At 57.9% G+C, this 17,742-nt stretch carries 13 protein-coding genes and 1 pseudogene; 5 read left to right on the top strand and 9 right to left on the bottom strand.

The window, feature by feature from the left end:
* Positions 1-331 precede the first annotated feature (331 nt).
* Entirely contained in the window at positions 332-697 is a 366-nt protein-coding gene (locus tag AC1DPR_RS24420) for a hypothetical protein (RefSeq protein ID WP_112824593.1), read from the top strand.
* Positions 698-1,017: 320 nt separating this feature from the next.
* Here the strand turns inward: AC1DPR_RS24420 and AC1DPR_RS24415 are convergent, their stop codons facing one another.
* From AC1DPR_RS24415 to AC1DPR_RS24390, 6 genes and pseudogenes are all read right to left on the bottom strand, one after another.
* Entirely contained in the window at positions 1,018-1,587 is a 570-nt protein-coding gene (locus tag AC1DPR_RS24415) for a hypothetical protein (RefSeq protein WP_477817309.1), read from the bottom strand.
* Positions 1,588-1,790: 203 nt separating this feature from the next.
* A pseudogene (locus AC1DPR_RS24410) lies at positions 1,791-1,865 on the bottom strand (GntR family transcriptional regulator); the annotation flags it as partial.
* 24 nt (positions 1,866-1,889) lie between these two features.
* Entirely contained in the window at positions 1,890-5,366 is a 3,477-nt protein-coding gene (locus tag AC1DPR_RS24405; RefSeq protein WP_477817308.1) for an ATP-binding protein, read from the bottom strand.
* Positions 5,367-5,369: 3 nt separating this feature from the next.
* Positions 5,370-6,596 (bottom strand): metallophosphoesterase family protein, encoded by a 1,227-nt coding sequence (locus tag AC1DPR_RS24400; protein WP_477817307.1) that lies wholly within the window; start codon positions 6,594-6,596, stop codon positions 5,370-5,372.
* Positions 6,597-6,645: 49 nt separating this feature from the next.
* Entirely contained in the window at positions 6,646-7,101 is a 456-nt protein-coding gene (locus AC1DPR_RS24395; protein ID WP_477817306.1) for a hypothetical protein, read from the bottom strand.
* Positions 7,102-7,457: 356 nt separating this feature from the next.
* Positions 7,458-7,904, bottom strand: a complete 447-nt coding sequence (locus tag AC1DPR_RS24390; RefSeq protein WP_477817305.1) for an NUDIX hydrolase — start codon at positions 7,902-7,904, stop codon at positions 7,458-7,460.
* Between the two features lie 248 nt (positions 7,905-8,152).
* Between AC1DPR_RS24390 and AC1DPR_RS24385 the strand changes: the two genes are divergently transcribed.
* Complete coding sequence (locus AC1DPR_RS24385) at positions 8,153-8,743, top strand: pyridoxamine 5'-phosphate oxidase family protein (RefSeq protein ID WP_477817304.1); 591 nt, start codon at positions 8,153-8,155, stop codon at positions 8,741-8,743.
* 489 nt (positions 8,744-9,232) lie between these two features.
* Here the strand turns inward: AC1DPR_RS24385 and AC1DPR_RS24380 are convergent, their stop codons facing one another.
* The 3 genes from AC1DPR_RS24380 to AC1DPR_RS24370 are packed head-to-tail and all read right to left on the bottom strand — an operon-like array spanning position 9,233 to position 12,747.
* Positions 9,233-9,580: a hypothetical protein gene (locus AC1DPR_RS24380; RefSeq protein WP_477817303.1), complete on the bottom strand. Its 348-nt coding sequence runs from the start codon at positions 9,578-9,580 to the stop codon at positions 9,233-9,235.
* A 48-nt stretch (positions 9,581-9,628) separates the two neighbouring features.
* On the bottom strand, positions 9,629-10,312 hold the full coding sequence (locus tag AC1DPR_RS24375; protein ID WP_477817302.1) for a hypothetical protein: 684 nt from the start codon (positions 10,310-10,312) through the stop codon (positions 9,629-9,631).
* On the bottom strand, positions 10,309-12,747 hold the full coding sequence (locus tag AC1DPR_RS24370; RefSeq protein ID WP_477817301.1) for an arylsulfatase: 2,439 nt from the start codon (positions 12,745-12,747) through the stop codon (positions 10,309-10,311). Before AC1DPR_RS24370 ends, AC1DPR_RS24375 begins: the two co-directional genes overlap by 4 nt.
* A gap of 543 nt (positions 12,748-13,290) precedes the next feature.
* Here AC1DPR_RS24370 and AC1DPR_RS24365 point away from each other — a divergent pair.
* The 3 genes from AC1DPR_RS24365 (at position 13,291) to AC1DPR_RS24355 (ending at position 17,343) form a co-directional block, all read left to right on the top strand.
* Complete coding sequence (locus AC1DPR_RS24365; RefSeq protein WP_477817300.1) at positions 13,291-14,391, top strand: nucleotidyltransferase family protein; 1,101 nt, start codon at positions 13,291-13,293, stop codon at positions 14,389-14,391.
* A 470-nt stretch (positions 14,392-14,861) separates the two neighbouring features.
* Positions 14,862-15,407 (top strand): 3'-5' exonuclease, encoded by a 546-nt coding sequence (locus AC1DPR_RS24360; protein ID WP_477817299.1) that lies wholly within the window; start codon positions 14,862-14,864, stop codon positions 15,405-15,407.
* Between the two features lie 163 nt (positions 15,408-15,570).
* Entirely contained in the window at positions 15,571-17,343 is a 1,773-nt protein-coding gene (locus AC1DPR_RS24355; RefSeq protein WP_477817298.1) for an adenylate/guanylate cyclase domain-containing protein, read from the top strand.
* The last annotated feature ends 399 nt before the right edge of the window (positions 17,344-17,742 follow it).

The following is a 17,742-nucleotide window of genomic DNA, read 5'->3' as shown; positions in this document are numbered from 1 at the left end:
TCGTTCATCTCGGCCTCTTCTGGGGTAAGGTCGTCTCAGGTGCGGTATCACGACTGTTTTTACCACGGGCGGCAACATCACCGGAGCGCCGGTCTCAACTTTCTCACCGCAATCTTCTGGAACACGCCCAGAGACGGCTTCGAGCGTCATTTCTGCCCCGGTCGTAGAGTCCTCTCCTGTGATTGACGGAACGCGGCGGTTTGCTATCATCTCGCTCGGACGCCCATCCGAACCTGCTGCCGGGTTGAAGGGCAATCGTGGCATTGAAGGCGACCCCGTTCACAAGGTCGAAGAGTAATCGGCAGACTTCGCCAGAACAACGGATCGTCTTATGTTCCATGCAACGATTAGGCTTGCGCCCTCCAATATCGCTGTCCTGAAGAAGGCACTTCGAGAAAAGTACCCGAATATTCGGTCGTCGCACGCTGATGAAGCACTTGCGGCCTCGGTCGGATTCAAATCATATGCGGCCATGCTCACTGTCCTGAAGCAGGTCAGCGACTCCGCGCGGTTGGTGGTTCAGACCGATGCCTCGCTGCTTCAGATTCGTCTTGAACAGTTGGGTTACGCTGGACTCGTCCCTCGCGATTTGCAGCGGCTGGTTTGGGAGGCACCGTATCCTGATCGATGGGAGGCCGATGAGATCGAGCTGACTCTTCGAAAGCGCTTTGCCCCGACAGCTGCCAATTCTCAGTAGGCTTCAGGGGCAGTACGCTGATCGGACTCGTTCCCGCCATTTTGTGTCCGGCTTCCGAACGAGTATGCTAGAGAACCTCCCGGGCTCCTGTGCCGTCTAGCGGACTGCAACTGGGAACCTATCGGCGAAATTTGCGTTGACTGAGGGTCATCGGAATAGTATCCATGACACAGATCGTTGGTGATTGAGCGTGCGATAGCCAACGCCACCAGGTCCTTCGGGATTTGGTCCCTGCGAATGCGGGGAAGGGAGAAATCCCGAGAGCTTCGCTCCGAGACCAGTAATGGTCGAAACGGTCCCGAAAGGGGCCGTTTTCGTTTTCACGGCATGATCGGCTTCTTCCTGCCAGCGCTGTAGACGCGAGCAGGATGCTTGTTTTCAAGGCGCAGGCGAACGAGATGCTTGAACTTTACCTCTCCGAACGTGTCTGGTGCCTTCTCTCGGCAGAGATAAGCTGACCTGACCATCAAATGAAGGTGGAAGGGCAATCCCTTCACCTTGTCCAACGTGAAAATGATGGCGTAGAGGGCTTCCTCGTCTTCATGTGTCACCACCGGCACCTGGGCGTACCGGTCCGCTCCAGTGAGGTTCCATACTTTCGACGAGCAAATGTTCGGCAACAGCGTCGGCAATTGTAGCGACAGAGCGTGGCGCTCGGAACAGACAAATCCCACGCCCCGACTGCACCCCGGGAAAGCGTGTTCAATGACGTCGGACGTCAGTCGATCCCGAGTGAAAACATGATCGGTAAAGGTCGCAATGATCCTTCGCTCCTGACCGGCGGAATCGACCACCGTGAGGTATTGCTCCGCAAGATGCGCGAACGAGTACGTTGTTTCAGTTAGAGTAAAGTCCGGCCAGAGGTTTTTGGTCAGGTAAGGTGCGGGCATAAGGTCTTCGATCTATGGGTCCGTTCGCAGATGGTCTGAAAGGCGCGAACTGTCAATCGAAGTGGCCGTGAAAGGCTCATCCTGATGGTTCAGTTTGCATCAGGTCCGATTAGCAGGGCGGCCGAACGACCAAGAATGACCCCGAGTCGTTTCTCAATGATCGCCGCGTCAAAGCTCGTGCCGCCCACGTCCGTGTGGAGAATAGGGATTGAGAGACGGATCGCATTGGACTCGAGGATAGCGCGAACCTCGAAGATCTGAACGATTTCGGGTTCTGACCATGGGTGCTGGATTGCAGCGATTCATCTCGACGCGTCTGTCAGGCTCGACGCGACGCGATCGAAGCTGATGACATCGACATCACCCCGCAGCAAGTCATTCGCGATTTCGACAATCTTGCCCTCGTGCGTGAACAAGATCGGCTGGAACGCCCGTCCTCCGGACGCTAGAGTTTTCAACCCGGAAGCCTTGCGCTCGTCATCGAACGACTGAAATACATCGTCTGTTATGAAAGGAAGTGGCTCGTTGCGACTGCAGAAGTCCTCAATGAACGCTAGGCGGAAGGCTAGGTAAAGCTGATCTGCGGATCCTTCGCTGAGGGCTTTCGTCGGAAGCCGCTCGCCGTCGGATCGTTCTGCTTTTAGCCTTATCGCATCCTGATCGTCGAATTCCTGCACCAAGCGAACGAAGGATCCATTCGTCAATGTGGAGAAGTACTCGCTTGCCCGTGCGAGCAGCGGATCTGCCTGTGACTCCCTGTAGCGCTCCAAAGAGGTTGATAGCAGTTTCGAGGCGAGCCTCAGAACAGCCCATTGGCGGGCCAGATCCTGTGTCTCTTGTTCCGCAGATGCTTTGTCGAAAGCAGCCTGCTCCGCGCTCATTCCGGTCTCGAGCGCCTCTTTTGTCGATGCCAGCTCAGCAAGTCTTCCCTTGAGCTTGCCGAACATGTCGAACTGCTGGGTATCCTCGGCCGCAAGCGTCTCGATCTCCAAATCAGCGGCGACTCGATCGAAATCGTAAAGTTTTATCCGGATATCGTCTTCGCTGATGCCCCTGGAATGCAGCGACAGCCTCCGCCGACTGTCGTCAAGCTTCTCGACCACGGCACGACGCCTTCCGAGACGCTCGAGAAGTGTCCTGCCGTCTATCTGGACATTCAGACGAGCCAACTGAGCAGCCACATCCTGACTGATCGACTGGCTTTCTTCGGCTATCTGCTGAAGTTCAGCGGACACTCGTTCTCGGCTCGTAGCGAGATGTCGATTACGATCCTCGGCGGATTGTGCGTCGGTCATTCGTTTGTGCAAGGTATCGACGGCGAGTAACGGAGCGAGTTTGGAAAGATCATCACCGATCGATTTGCAGACGCCCGACAGCTTCTCCTCGAATTGATCTATGTTACGTGCCATGCCGTCGACACGGCGCTGTCTGTTCTGTCTTTCGGCGTAACAGCGTGGGATTTCTTTCCAGACTTGGATTGCAGCCTCAGCCATTTCCAAGGTTGGAGCATCATCAAGCCCGAAAGCAACGCATGTTTCAGCAAATTGCGACCGCCACTCATCAACTTCCGTAGCCAAGATAGCGATCTTGCGCTCACCGTCAGCGATGTCGCTCTCCAGCGCCTCCTGCCGGGCGCGGACGATACGCCGCTCATCCCAGGCCTTTGCCAGTTCGGCCAGCTTTGTCTCCACGAGCCTGACGTTCGAGGAAAGCGGACCGGCAAGCTTTGCTTCGAGCCCGATGGCTGCTGCAATGCTCGCAAGTTCAGATGTAACTTGGACATTCCGGCTTTGAACAATGCGAAGCTGATCTTCCAGGTCCCGGACGTTCTCGCGCCTCTTGGCGATGGCATTTATGCCGCGGAGCCATTTGCCCATTTGGTCTATATCGAGAACCGGAATTCCTGCATGATCGAAAAGTCCCGAGAATGCGGCCAATACACCTTCCTGGTGATCCCGTGCAGCCTCGAGTTCGATATCACAGGTGCCAATGTCACCATCAAGTCGAGCCAATCTCAGCGTCAGCGCCGAGTGGCGGGCGGTTCTTTCAGCTTGCGAAAGTGCACCGTCCGACAGTTTGTCCGCCTCGCGAACGAGCACTGGCAACGCGCCGTCCCAGAGATTACCACACTGAAGTCCTTGAATGGCCGCATCGCGAACAGCCCTCGCTTCTTCGATCATCGAACGGGTAATGAGTTGCCGATCATCTTCGAGGTCCGAAATCAGCTGCATGATGTCTTCACGCTCCAAGCGGCGCTCTGTCCGCTTTTCCTGGGCACGTTTCACACGGTCGGAAGCTGCTACAAGATTCGGGCGGTGTTTCTCCAATTCAACTTCGTCCGGAAGCGGGAGCTTCAGAAGCGCATCGAGATCCTGGACTGGAGGAGCCAAGCGAGCCTTCGCTTCGCCGATATCCTGGCGTGCCCTTGCTAGCGCGGTATCAATTTCGTCAATCCGTTCGAGCGATCGGATATCTGGCTGGAGGGCACCAAGACGTTCCTGTAGACGCCCGACATCTTGAAGCGTACCACCGCTTTCGGTTCGTTGGATACGGCTGAATTCCGAGGTCTGGTCTTCCAGGCGCTGCCGTAGGCTCGTCTCGGTGCGTTTCAGCTCGTTTCCATCGCGGATAAGACTATTGAGACGATTGATTTGAGCATCAGCTGGCTGAGTCTGGATGAGCGTCTCGACCGAACCCCGGTGCCCTGCCCTTCGACCAAGGCCAGCAAGCTCAAGATCGAAATCCGCTACCTCTGCCCGGACTCTCGAGAAATCGGCCTTCGCTTGAGAATACGCCACCTTCTCCGTGAGAAGCTCGTGGATCAGGTCTCGCTGGTTCAAAACAGCAGGGTCGAGCTGCAGTGCCTCAAACTCGTCCCGAATGCGCTCGCTCGTCGCAAGGGAAGCAGCTTCTCGCGCGGCGAGTTCATGGAGACGCTGCAGTTGGTTTTCGAGCTGCTGCTCGATCTCCTTCGGAACTGCGGCGATCTCGTCAAATTCCGCCAGTCCGGCCAACTCTACATCGACATCGGTCAGAAGCGGTTCGAGCGTGCGTAGGTTCTGTAGAAGATCAAGACGCGTTTTCGTTCGCAGGCGCGCGTGCCCTAGCTCTTCCAACTGGCGCTCGACCTCACGGATTTCATCGGAGAGGCGCTTCCAGTCGGGCGAACGGAGCTCATGAACTTTCTCGGACTGCCGCGCAGCCTCGTGACGGTCGAGCGCCTGATAGAAGACCCGGTCCTTGGACTTTCGCTGAGAGAAGATCGCGTCAGCCTCACCGTCCAAGCTCTTGCGCAGCTGGGTGAGCCCCGTCAGTCCGGAAGCGGCCGAGAACAGGAGGCGGCCGATCTCGCCATCTCCCGTCGCCATCTCCTCTCCCCCGTGGCGGAGCCTGGCAGAATCCATTCCGAAAGCCTTTTCAAAGACTGATCGGTTCACCCCGCCAATAAAGGGAGAAAGGATATCGTCCGCGAGAGGCACCTCTTGTTCCGAATTGGAGACCAATGTTGCCTTGCGACCCTTACGGCGCCGGAAATCGATCGATGCGCCGTCACGTCGCGTTAGGCTCGCGCCGACTCTGAGGATGGATGGCTCGAACTTGTGCAATCCGGCAACTTCGTTCTGAAAGCCGAACAAGAGATCAGACAGGGCACGGAGCAAGGTGGACTTGCCCGCCTCATTCGGCCCATAAACGATGTGCAATTTTGCATCCGGCCGAAATGGGATGGATCGGTCCGAAAGTGAGCCGTATCGGAGAAGATCAAGCCGATCGAAGCGCATGTTTCAGCCTGCCGTCGCCATTCGTGCCAGAAGCAGCTCACGTGCCTCCTTCACCAGTTCGACATTTGTCAGGCCAAGCGGGCTGTCGTTGGTAGCGAGACCACCGGGCATCTTCGGCAAGATCTCCATCAGGATCTCATCGACATGGATAGCATCGTCCCCATGATCCTCTAACGCCCTGAAAAGCTCAATTCCTGCAAAGGCGGTCGCCGCGACGGGCACCGAGGAGGAGAGCCGCAGCTCAAGTTTCTCGATCCAGATGTCACTGTACGCCCGCTGGCAGGCCGCGAGCACCTCATCCTGCCACTGCGCTCGATCACGCGCCAGGTCGTCGTGGAAGGCACAGGCCCCAGAAATCCGGATGCGTGCCGCGACTGGCCTGCCGTCGAATTCCGCCGACAACCGAATCGCTTCTTCCTCGATCCGCTTCAATACATCGACATCGAGATCGCCTTCGCTAACGTCGATACCGATTGAGATGAATCGGGCGCTGTCCACGATAAGGCGATCAACGGTCGCGATGCCATCATCGACAGTAACGAGTACTGCACCCTTTGCGCCTTGCTCACGGATGCTTCGACCCTGGAGATTGCCTGGGAAGACAACCAGAGGATCGGATGCGACTATTTCAAATTCATGAACATGGCCAAGCGCCCAATAATCGTAAGCACGCGATCGCAGATCGTCGACCGAGCACGGCGCATAGGCCTCATGCCCCTCGCGCCCAGTCATTGAGGTGTGCAGAACTCCTATGTTGTACCAGCCTGCAATTGCCGAAGGATACCCGATTGCTAGATTTTCGTATGCCGCCCGGTCCGTAAAACCCTGTCCATGGAGGGCGACCTTCTTCTCGTCGATGAGGAAGGTGGAAGGCTTGCTCGTTGCAAATTCGTGCACGTTGTCGGGTAGTGTGATCGTCTTGGTGATCACGCTCGCAGCATCGTGGTTTCCACGTATCAGGTAGACTGGAATGCCCGCCCGCTGCAGCCGACCCATTTCACGATTGAAGAACAGACCGACCTTGTTGTCCTTCCAGTCCCCGTCATAGATGTCTCCAGCAATGACGACGAAGTCGACGGCGAGTTCGACCGCACGGCTGACCAGCAGCGTTACCGCCTGTCTGGTCGCCCTCGAAAAGAGCGCGGCGAGCTGCTCATCCTTTACCGACAGCCCCTTGAAAGGACTGCCCAAATGCAGGTCGGCGGCATGAATGAATCTGAACGATGTCATGGCACGTCTTCGTTCTGTTGCTTAAAGGTTCACTTTAACGCCCCCACTTTCAGCGGGTAGCCAGCTCCGGTCTTTGTCCACCGGTTTCGATTAACCGTGTTGCGATGCAGGTGGCTCTGAACTCAGAAGACGCGTAGAGAATGCCTGCGCCTAATAAGAAACGGAGCAACGTGTGCTCGTCGCGTAGTAGATCACTTCCATAGCGTAGCTTGGCGTTAAACCACTCATCCAGTTTGCGCCCTCCCCTGTCGCGCCGATCGAACGGCTCGCCGCCAAATTCCTGCATGAAACGCTCCGCGTGCGGCTTTGCAGCGAAGCAAAAGACATTGTAATTCCGATCCTCGCATTCGACCGGATGTCCGCGCGGGCAGATGAGCAGGTGGTTTCCGTGGCAGAACGCCGCCTGCTCGAGTTTACCGCGGAACAGCTCGGCAAACAGCGCTATCTGGTGTGGATACGTCCGGTCGATTTCTGCCGGAGTGAACTCGCCTTTGCGCCTGGACATGAAGGCGTATGTTCTTCATATGTTCTAAATAGTCAATAGGTTTCTGGCCGGGAACGAGAAGGGCTGAGCGAGTGCGCGTCCATCGCGCCTCGTGCTCGAGGTATCATCATGGCCGTAGAACGCAAATGACAGTTTTGATTTACGGTCAAATTCGGTTTCAGCCGAGAGCTTGAGGATTGCATGTGGCGCGCGGAACGCTGCGAAGCTGGATGGTCGATGCCGGGCTTTTCGCCCCGGTCGCGGCGACGGCGCGCCCTCAATGTGCTTGCAGAGATGGCCGGCATAAGTCCGACGGACGTCAACGAAGAGCCAGGCAACTTTCTCGGCTATAACACGCCAGCCGAGGGAACGATGGATCACGCCGACAGGTCGGCCGCCGAAAAGGCGCTCGAAATCAGACCGCGCAAGTCCGGATGGGCAACCTCATTCGCCGCAATCGATGCGGGTAGCCAACGTAGGATGCGTTGACCCTTTTCGGGAAAATCGTCGAAGGTCGTGGTAACGCGAATGCGATACAAGCGAACACGAAAGATCGAAGAGGTTCCGGATTTTTGGTAACTGAAGGATCCAACCGGATCCCTCGTCACGATGCCACGAACGCCTGCCTCCTCAAAAGCCTCGCGCACGGCACCCTCGGATGCAGTCTCCCCAGATTCCATGTGCCCTTTGGGAATACCCCAGCCTCCGGTACGACGGCTGGAAATGAGCAAGACCTCCGGCTCGCCACCAGGCTCAACCTGGCGAAAGCACAGTGCGCCTGCCTGTTCGACCGTATCTTCAGGGGAGCTGCCAGTTGTCGTCAATATGTTGCGTCCTGACAAAAAGAGCGCCCAGTGACCTAGGTCATGTCGAATCAGTTCGTGCCCTTTATGACCGTTCCATGACGAACTGTCTGCCAGCCACGATCTCAAAAGCCATTGAGGCGCGTCTTCGAAGACATAGTTTTTCTACCGACAATCACGCGAAGAACTGTTTTCTCCTGGGATCACAAGCGCGCTATTAAAGGATAGAGCGAGCATGAGCCCCCAAGGTCCTGGCAGGAGCCAATAATTTGGATATCGAAGAAGAAGCAAGCCTGCTCGAGGTGGAAGCATCGGCGTGGAGCGAACTTGAGAAGGGTGCCCTGAGTCCAGAGTCAGGCTTCAGGCAGGTGAGCCTGTGTTCGGTCGATGCATCGTTGCGCCCGCAAGCACGCATGGTCGTGCTGCGAGAGGCAGACAGACGTGGGCGCCTCTTGGAGTTCCATACCGATATTCGAAGCCGAAAGTGGAGCGAGATAAAATCAAATGCCTGTGTCACGGTTCTTGGATTCTGCAGCCAAACCAGGTTGCAGCTTCGTTTAAAGGGGACGGCGACGCTTCATGGACCTTTCAGTGAGCAGGCAGAGGAGGCTTGGACAAAGCTATCGGAGTGGACCCGTAGAACCTATACCGGTGGACCGCCCGGAGACGCATCGGGCAATGACACCCAAGTGCCCATGGCTGCATCAGGCGACACCACCGGGAAAGCGGTTTTTGGAATACTGACCTTCCAGGTCGAAACATTGGATTGGTTTATGTTGGAGCGGGACAATAACCGAAGGGCCGAGTTTATCTACGATGACATGGGCGTACTCGTGTCCTCTCGCTCGATCAATCCTTGAGTAACCGGTCGAGAATTTGCTTGAAGAAACGGCAATATGCGGCTGTAAACATGTCGACAGATCAAAGATCATAAGCGGTCATGACAGGGTGACGACCTTGCCCCCCACAAGGATCCCCGGTTCAATCATCTTGCATCAGGTGACCAGAGCGGAGTGGGGTGACGAGAAGCCAGTTGGCGGTCTCGCGATTGTCTCTGAAATGCAACGAGCCGACCTGCATCCCTCAATCGGCACCTCCGGTGCTCCATCCGGGAACCGCCCGGACAGGTGATGCTGCGTTGACTTGATTCACACCGTATTCCCGCAGCAGGCGCCCTGATCGCCTTCTCACGGAAATCCAATCTGACGACGTTTTTTACACTCTTTCAGGCGAAATGCTCGACGTGACGTACCAAACCAGCCACAGACACCGCTCAGCCGGACCCGCCACGACCGTTGGTCGAGATGGTCGCATTCAAATACCGCTTGGCCAGACTGTCGCTGCGAAATTCACTTGACCGCATTGCCGCGCCAGATACGTGTCAGCAGGAGCGAAAGGACAGCATGCAGGACCACAGCTGGCCAAAGCAGAATACCGGTCATTCCGTGAGCTAGACCGAGATAGGCGAGATAGAAGGTCACAAGGATACTGTAAGAGAGCATGCCCTCAAGGGGGCTGCTCCGCCAACAGGCGACACCCAGTCCGATCAACGCGATGCCGGCGACACGCGCGGCGGCCGCCGCCACGCCGACCAGGGCCTCCCCAAGCAAGAGTTCACCGACGAGCGCGGGAATGGCGACCAGCGCCAGGCCAGTCACAATTTCACCGATGGCCGCGACAGCCAGCGCCCTGTTCATCACGCCGATCCTCCTCTCGGACAGCTGGGTCACGAGGACGTGGCAACACTAGCACGGTGGCAGCGGATAATAGCCGCAGGCTGGCGGCGGGTAGTAGGGCCGGTAGTAGGGACGGTCGTAGGCAGCCGCGGCCGCACCAGCGGCAGCCGCTCCGTACCATGCTCCCCGATAAGCGGTTCGTCGTGCCACACCGGCAAAGGATCGCGGGGTCCTCGGCATGCCAATAATGTCGATGAAAATCGATGCCGGGCCATCTGCCTTGGCGAGACTGCCCTCCAATATATCCACCTTGAACGTCAGGTTCGCGCCCTCGAGCTTTGGCTCCTTCAAAACGACGACGGCGTCCTCAACGCTCGACGCGTCCTTGTTCAGCACCGAGACGGTGGCGTTTGGCGGATCCTTCTCGAAGCTTCCGCCCTGAGCCCACTCTTCCAGCAAGTGGGTGGTCAGCGCATGTCCGGCGGAGCGCACCGGCCGGTCGGCGAACAGGATCGAGTTGTTGGAAATACTCGTCAGCGTCAGCGTGTCGCCCTTTAAGGTCGCACCATCGGAGTTCATTACGATAAGCGACGGAACCAGTTCCGTCTTCTGCATGCTTGAGGTGCCAATGGACTTCGTCGCGGGCGCGGTGATGGCATCCTCGGCCATCGACGTAGACGACGTCAGAATGCCGAGGTTCGCGGCTACGCCAAGGGTGATGCCAAGCGTGATGATGGTGTGCTTGAGGCTCATTGATTGCTCCTCCCGAGCTCAAAGGTCAGCTTGTCGATCTTGCCGGTGAACTTGAATGGCGTGTCGTAGCGATATTCGACGAGCGCCACGCCTGTGCGCGTATCAAGGCCGACGTCGAAGGTCTCGTCCTCGGGAAACGTCACCGGAATGCCATGTTCAAGGGAGTTGCGGGCTACCTCCTTTCCGTCGACCGAGAGGACGCCAATGCCGCCTGTACCGAGATTGGTGCCGTCCGCCTTGTAGTCAAAGGTGACCCGGTGTTTGCCTACTTCCAGTTCGGGGCCTTCCCATAAGGTCCGCTTGAGGTCGAGCAAGTTGTAGAGGAAGACCACCCTGCCCCGGCCAACGCCGAAATCGCCTTTGCTCAGGAACAGGCCGTAGCCGCCGAAGCGCCCGCCTTCCGTGACGATCATGCCCTCCGCACCGCCCTCGGGAATATCGACATCGGCGGTGATTGTGTAGGATTTGTTCATGATGTCGGGGGCCGCACTCGCTGGCACGCCGCTCAGTTCTCCGGAATAGCTGAATTCTGTTCGACCGGCCGTGAGGTTCGGGCGTGGCGTGTTCCAGCGGGTAAGCGTCGAGTTGTCGAGCGGCAGCACGTTGTACTTCTTTGCCTCGGAGTAGAAGAGGTCCTGCATCTGCTTCAGCTTGTCGGGCGAGGCTGACGCCAGATCGTTGGCTTCTGTCGGATCATCAACGACATTGTAGAGTTCCCAGTTGTAGCCGGTAATCACATCAGGCGGCGTCTTGGTGCTGAGTTCCCATGGCAGCGTGGCCGGCGTCGTCGCCGCCACCCAGTCGTCGTGATAAATGGCGCGGTTGCCGAGCATCTCGAAATAGTGGGTTTCGTGCCGTGTCGGAGTATTCGCGTTGGCCTTGTTCCAGGTGTAGACCATGCTGACACCCTCGATCGGGCTCTGTGGAATGCCATTGATCATGTCCGGCGCCGAAATGCCTGATGCCTCGAGTATGGTCGGCACGATGTCGATCACGTGGTGGAACTGACGGCGCACGCCGCCGGCGTCGGTGATATGGCCGGGCCACGACATGACGACGCCCTGCGAGGTTCCCCCGAAATGCGAGGGCACCTGCTTGACCCACTTGAACGGTGTATCCATCGCCCAGGCCCACCCGGCCGCATAGTGCGGGAAGGTTCGCTCCGAGCCCCAGAAGGGATACCAGAGGAACTGGTCCTTGACCGGCACCGAGACGCCGTTGAAGGTCGTGAACTCGTTCGGAGTGCCGTTGACCATGCCCTCCGCGCTCGCCCCATTGTCGCCGCCGATATAGATGATCAACGTGTTGTCGAGTTCGCCGAGGTCATCGACCGCCTGGACGACGCGCCCAATCTCGTGGTCGGCATAGGCAAGATAGGCGCCGTAGATATCCGCTTGACGGATGAACAGCTTCTTTTCATCGAAACTTAGCGAATCCCATTGCGGCAGGCCGTCCGGCCAAGGGGTCAGCCTGGCATCCTGAGGCATGATGCCGAGCCGCTTCTGGTTGGCGAAGATCGTCTCCCGCACCTTGTTCCAGCCGTCGTCGAACAAATGCATGTCACTGATCTTCTTGATCCATTCTGGCGTCGGATGATGCGGCGCGTGGGTTGCGCCCGGCACGTAGTAGACGAGCCATGGCTTACCGGGGGCAATCTCCTTCAATTGCTTGATATATCCGATCGCTTCATCGGCCATTGCCGTCTCGAGGTTCCAGCCCGGATTGCCTTCGAAAGGGTAGATGGCTGTGGTGTTGCGATACAGGTTCGGTTGCCACTGGCTAGCATCGCCACCGACGAAGCCGTAGAAGTAGTCGAAGCCCATGCCGTTCGGCCACTGGTTGAAGGGTCCCGCCTGGCTCGACTGATAGGACGGCGTATTGTGGTTCTTGCCGAACCACGACGTGGCATAACCGTTTTCCTTCAGGATGGTACCGATGGTGCCCTTCTCGATCGGGATAATGGAATCGTAGCCGGGATACCCCGTCGCGATTTCACCCACGACCCCGAAGCCGACCGAATGATGGTTGCGTCCGGTGATCAGCGCAGCCCTCGTCGGCGAGCAGAGCGACGTGGAGTGGAAATTCGTGAAGCGCAGCCCTTCCTTCGCGATGCGATCCATCGCGGGCGTGGGGATCACCCCACCAAAGGTGCTCGGTGCACCGAACCCCTGATCGTCCGTCATGATGAGCAGCACGTTGGGCGCCCCTTTTGGTGGCACGATGCGCGGGGCCCACCATGGTGTCGATTCCGACGCCTTCTGCTTTATTGCGCCGCCAAAATTCGGATCGGGCGAGGGAAGTTGTTTTCCGGTAATGGTGGTGGTGGCTCCGGGCGAACCTGGTGTACCCGTTACCTGTTGCGCCCAAGCCCATCCTGGGACACAACCAAGGGCTAGGAAGCCCGCACCCGCAAGCATGCTCCGGCCAATTTTCATGACGCCCCCCTGCCCGCAAACATAGCAAGGCACGATTATAAATTAGCGATTGCTAATTTGCATCAATTAATTGGTGCGCCGAAGGCCGCGAACCCATTGGGATCCATAGCTCCGAGGACTTGATACCGGTTATCTTGGGCTAATGAGTTGACAGAATAGGGAGCCCTTGATTTCGCTGGAACGGTCAACGAATTTTTCTTGAACTGACGGCGAATTGTTTGGGGACGCCGCCGAAAGAAGCGCTAATCCGCCGACGAACAAGAACGACAAATGTTGACACTTTGGCCAAGGGGAGAATAGCCCAGCGCCGCGATACAAATGGCGTGAGACATGGCCGGGAGAAGGCCATGAGGAATACATCGCCTTTGACGGTACCCGCGAGTTCGGCCACGATCCTTGAGCACCGATCGAGGCCCATCAGCGCGGCCAAACGGCGGCTATACTAGATTTGTGGAAACAGTATAGACCGCCAGCTGGGCGATGCAGCTTGCCCAAACGAGTTGGCTATACTAGATTTGTGGAACTGGTATAGGAGCCGATCTCATGAAGCAAATTGACCTCATGTTTCGCACGATGGTAGCGGAACTCCAACAGCGGACGTTCGATGCTCAATGGTCGGCCGACTTTCCTCCGACGGGTCGCTTCGTCCCGGTAACAGTCGATAATCGCAAATACTGGTATTTCGATGAACCAGACGGCGCGGGCGGTCAAAAGCGGCGTTATGTCGGACCTGCTGACGATACCGAAATCTCCGCTCGGGTGGCAACGTTCAGGGCTGAAAAAGACGATTACCAGAACCGGCGAAAAATGGTCTCAGCCCTGACGCGCGAAGCCGGTATGATCGCGCCGGATCGTTTCACGGGCGCGGTCGTCGAGGCGCTGGCTGCAGCCGGTCTTTTCCGGCTTCGTGGCGTCTTGGTGGGAACGGTCGCCTTTCAATGCTATTCGGCATACCTTGGCGTGCGCCTACCAATGGCCGCGATCCTGACGGGTGATGCCGACATTGCCCAAGATTACGCGATCTCGGGAGAAGTGGCAGATTCCATGCCGCCAGTTGTGGAACTGCTGCAAGGGATCGATCCGTCATTCCGGGTGCTCCCGCACATATCCGGATCGCCCCGCTCTAATGCTTTCCGGAATGATAGCGGCTACCGCGTCGAGTTCCTGACGACAAACCGGGGATCGGAGGAATACGCTGATCAACCGGCGAACATGCCCGCGCTCGGCGGAGCTGCGGCGGAACCGCTCCGATACATGGATTTCCTGATCCGTGATCCGGTCCGAACGATCCTGCTGCATGGTGCCGGTGTCTCAGTCGTTGTGCCCGATCCGTCGCGGTTCGCGGTCCATAAGCTGATTGTCGCTGGTCGTCGCCTCAATGATGCCGGTGGGCGGGCAAAGAAGGACAAAGACTTGCGCCAAGCCGGAATGCTTTTCGAGGCACTGCAAGAAACTGCCTATGGTCGGGAACTGGCTGCCGCTTTGCGTGAGGCGTGGGATCGAGGGCCGTCATGGAGGAGTGCGATCACGGCGGGCGTTGATGCAGTTCACAACCAATATGAACCGGCCGTCCATCGCACGTTTGGCATTCTGCCGCTAGAGGAAGTGGAAAAGGCCCGTCTATCCAATGAGCATAACGTCTGACGGGTTGCTCATCGCGCATTGATTTGCGACGGAAAATTCAACTCGAAGTTAATGCGCTTTATACGTTTATTCGCCATCAGCAATGCACTCAACTGCATCGCGAGTCGCGAAGAAACGATGTTTTGATTTCGGCACCGCCGAGATGGTCGAAGCACCCATCGATGCCTTGTACTCAAATCGTGCGATGCGAGCTCATCAAACTCAAGCAGCTAGGCAAGCCCCGCGACAGCCAGGGGCGAACCGCTTCGACTCGGCTATGGGCAGTCCGGCACTGGACGCGACACGCAAGAATGCTGCCCATCCCTGCCAGCAAACCGAAAAACACCGCTGGTGAGCTAACGTGCCCCAACTATGATCGTGAGTGACGTGCACGCCTTCGAGCAGGGCGAGCCATCTGCCGATCGAAGAGAAAGGGCTCCGATGTCGGACTCGGGATTGCGACCATTTCCATCACGCCCTACCTACTGGCGATGATCGTCTTTCTCGACTTCGAAGCCTCCTCCCTCAGCAAGCACAGCTACCCCGTCGAGATCGCCTGGGTCTTCGAGGATGGGCGCTCGCGGTCATTCCTGATCAAGCCGAAGTCCGGATGGACGGACTGGTCCGCAGATGCAGAAAAGATTCACGGTATTTCGCGCGACCGCCTGCAGGAAGAAGGAAGCGACATCGAACTCATCGTGGGGGAATTGATGGCAGAGCTTTCGGGACACGAGCTTTATGCAAGTTCGCCCTCCTGGGACGGGAAGTGGCTCAGTGCACTGCTTCGGGGCGGAGGAAAGCCACGCCATGCATTGCGGCTTCGCAAATCAGACGATCTCTTCATCGAGGCGGCGTCTGCCATCCTTGGTGCCGATAGCGCAAATGTCGATATTCCGGGTTTCGTCGCCGATGTCATCGCCCAGTCGGAACCTGTCAATCCGGCTCATCGCGCCCTTCCCGACGCACGCCTCGAGCTGAAACGGCTCGGGCTTGTCCAGGGTGCCGCCAGGAAAATTGCAGCCTCCTGCCACGATTGACCCGTCTGTTCGGAGCAAGCTTTGCCCCAGAAAGCAGACATCGTCGGCGAACAAGTTGCAGGTCGCAGATGCACCAGAAAATCTTGATCTCAACAGAGATCATACCGAGCGGAAGTTCTCCTGTCTCTGTCTTCCTGCTATCGTGGAGATGGGGGATGACCCTATGAGCGAGAATCGCAAGCTGGCTGCAATTCTGGCCGCTGATGTAGTCGGATATAGCCGGCTCGCCAGCGAGGACGAAGATCGCACCCTTGCAAGGTTGCGGGCACTGCGCAGCGACCTGATCGATCCAACCATCGCCGTGCACAATGGCCGCGTTATCAAGCGCACCGGAGATGGAGCGCTGGTCGAATTCCGCAGCGTTGTCGATGCCGTGCGCTGCGCCATCGAGGTACAGAATGGCATGGCCGAGCGCAATGCCGGCGTTCAGCAGGATCGGCGCATCGAGTTCCGGATCGGCATCCATCTGGGGGACGTAGTAGAGGAAAGCGACGGCGACCTGATGGGTGATGGCGTCAACATTGCCTCCCGTCTGGAAGGTATCGCGACCCCCAGCGCCATTTGCCTGTCCGAGGATGCCTATCGCCAGGTCAAGGCGAGGCTCGATCTCTCCGTCAGCGATCTTGGTGTGATGCAGCTCAAGAACATCGCCGAGCCGATCCGGGTCTATTCGCTTCAGGTCAGTGCCGCTGCGGAGGCAAAGCCAGCAGTAAGCGCAGGCGCCGTGGCTCATGCTCCGGCCGAATCGCCGCCTGAGCTTTCGATTGCCGTGCTGCCCTTCGTCAACATGAGCGGCGATGCCGAGCAGGAGTACTTCGCCGACGGCATCTCCGAAGATATCATTACTGCGCTATCGAAGCTGTCGCAGCTGTTTGTCATTGCTCGCAACTCATCATTTACTTTCAAGGGCCGGAGCGTGAACGTGCAGGAGGTGGGGCGCAATCTCAACGTGCGTTACGTGCTGGAGGGAAGCGTTCGCAAATCAGGCAACAAGGTAAGGATCACCGCGCAGCTCATCGATGCGACCACTGGCGGGCATCAGTGGGCTGAGCGTTTCGATCGCGACCTGAGCGATATCTTCGCGGTGCAGGATGACGTCACGCAGCAGATCGTCGGTGCTTTGGAACTCAAGCTGACGGCGGGAGACCAGCAGCGCCTCGCGGCCGAGCAGACACAAAATCTGGAGGCCTATGACTGCTTCCTGCGGGGTCGTGAACACATGTGGCGGCTCACGAGAGAGCAGAATGTTGAGGGCCAGCAATTGTTGCAGCGCGCCATCGATCTGGACCCCAACTTTGCCCCGGCCCACGCGTTCCTCGCCGTGGCGCAGGCACTGGCCTACGTCAACCAGTGGAGCCAATCGCCCTCGAAGTCACTGCAACAGGCGATCGTTTCTGCGACGCAGGCGGTCGCCCTCGACGAGCGATATCCCTACGCGCATTGGGCGCTGGGCGTCACCAACTTGTACCTGCGACGACTTGACGTGGCCATCCGCGAGGCTGAACGCGTGATCGCGCTTGCTCCCAATCTTGCCGAGGGCCACGAGAGCCTCGGCAACGCTCTGCATTATGCGGGCCGGTCCGACGAGGCCCTGGTCTGTTTCGAGCGGGCAGTTGCGCTGAACCCATATTATCCCGACATCTTCCTGCACTTCCACGCGCAGGCGATGTTTCAGTTGGGCAGGTACGAGGAAGCCGTTGCCTTCCTGAAGCGTCGGCTTGTGCGCAATCCCGGCACCGACATCTCACGCGTGTTGCTAGCGGCGAGCTATGGTCACTTGGGCCGCTTCGCGGAGGCGCGCGAGGAGTGGGACGGAGTGTTCCGCATCAATCCTGATTATTCACTGGAGCACCGGCGCAAGGTGCTGCCCTACAAGAACCCTGCCGATTTCGAGCGCGTTGTGGACGGCCTGCGCAAAGCCGGTCTCACCGAGTAATTGACGCGGTAAGTCTACAGCCTGATCCGCGGCGGCGCTAATGCTTCCAGCGCTGTGGCGCAAATTGCGCCGACACCCGGAATTGCCATCAGTCGAGAAGCGAGGGCATCTTGCGCGGCGCGTATGCGAAGCTCCTTCTCAAGCACGGCGATCTCGGAGATCAAGACCCCTTATTCCAACAAACCCCTGTAGAGAATTCCGGCTGCCATGGGCTCAGACCGCAGATCCGCTCACCAAGGAGAAATTCAATGCCACTCCGATGAGCATCTGACGGCAACGCCTTACCCATGGTGGTTAGGCGCCTGGTAGAACAGACTTCGGTCCATAGCGTTATCGACGGGAACCGAGGTGTCCTGGCGAGTCCACTGCACCGGGGCTGCCAATGAGAGAAGACGCCAG

It is taken from the genome of Rhizobium sp. 01T417, assembly GCF_056398905.1.
Note: the sequence above shows the minus strand (reverse complement) of the source record. Positions and strands in the feature narration are given on the sequence as shown.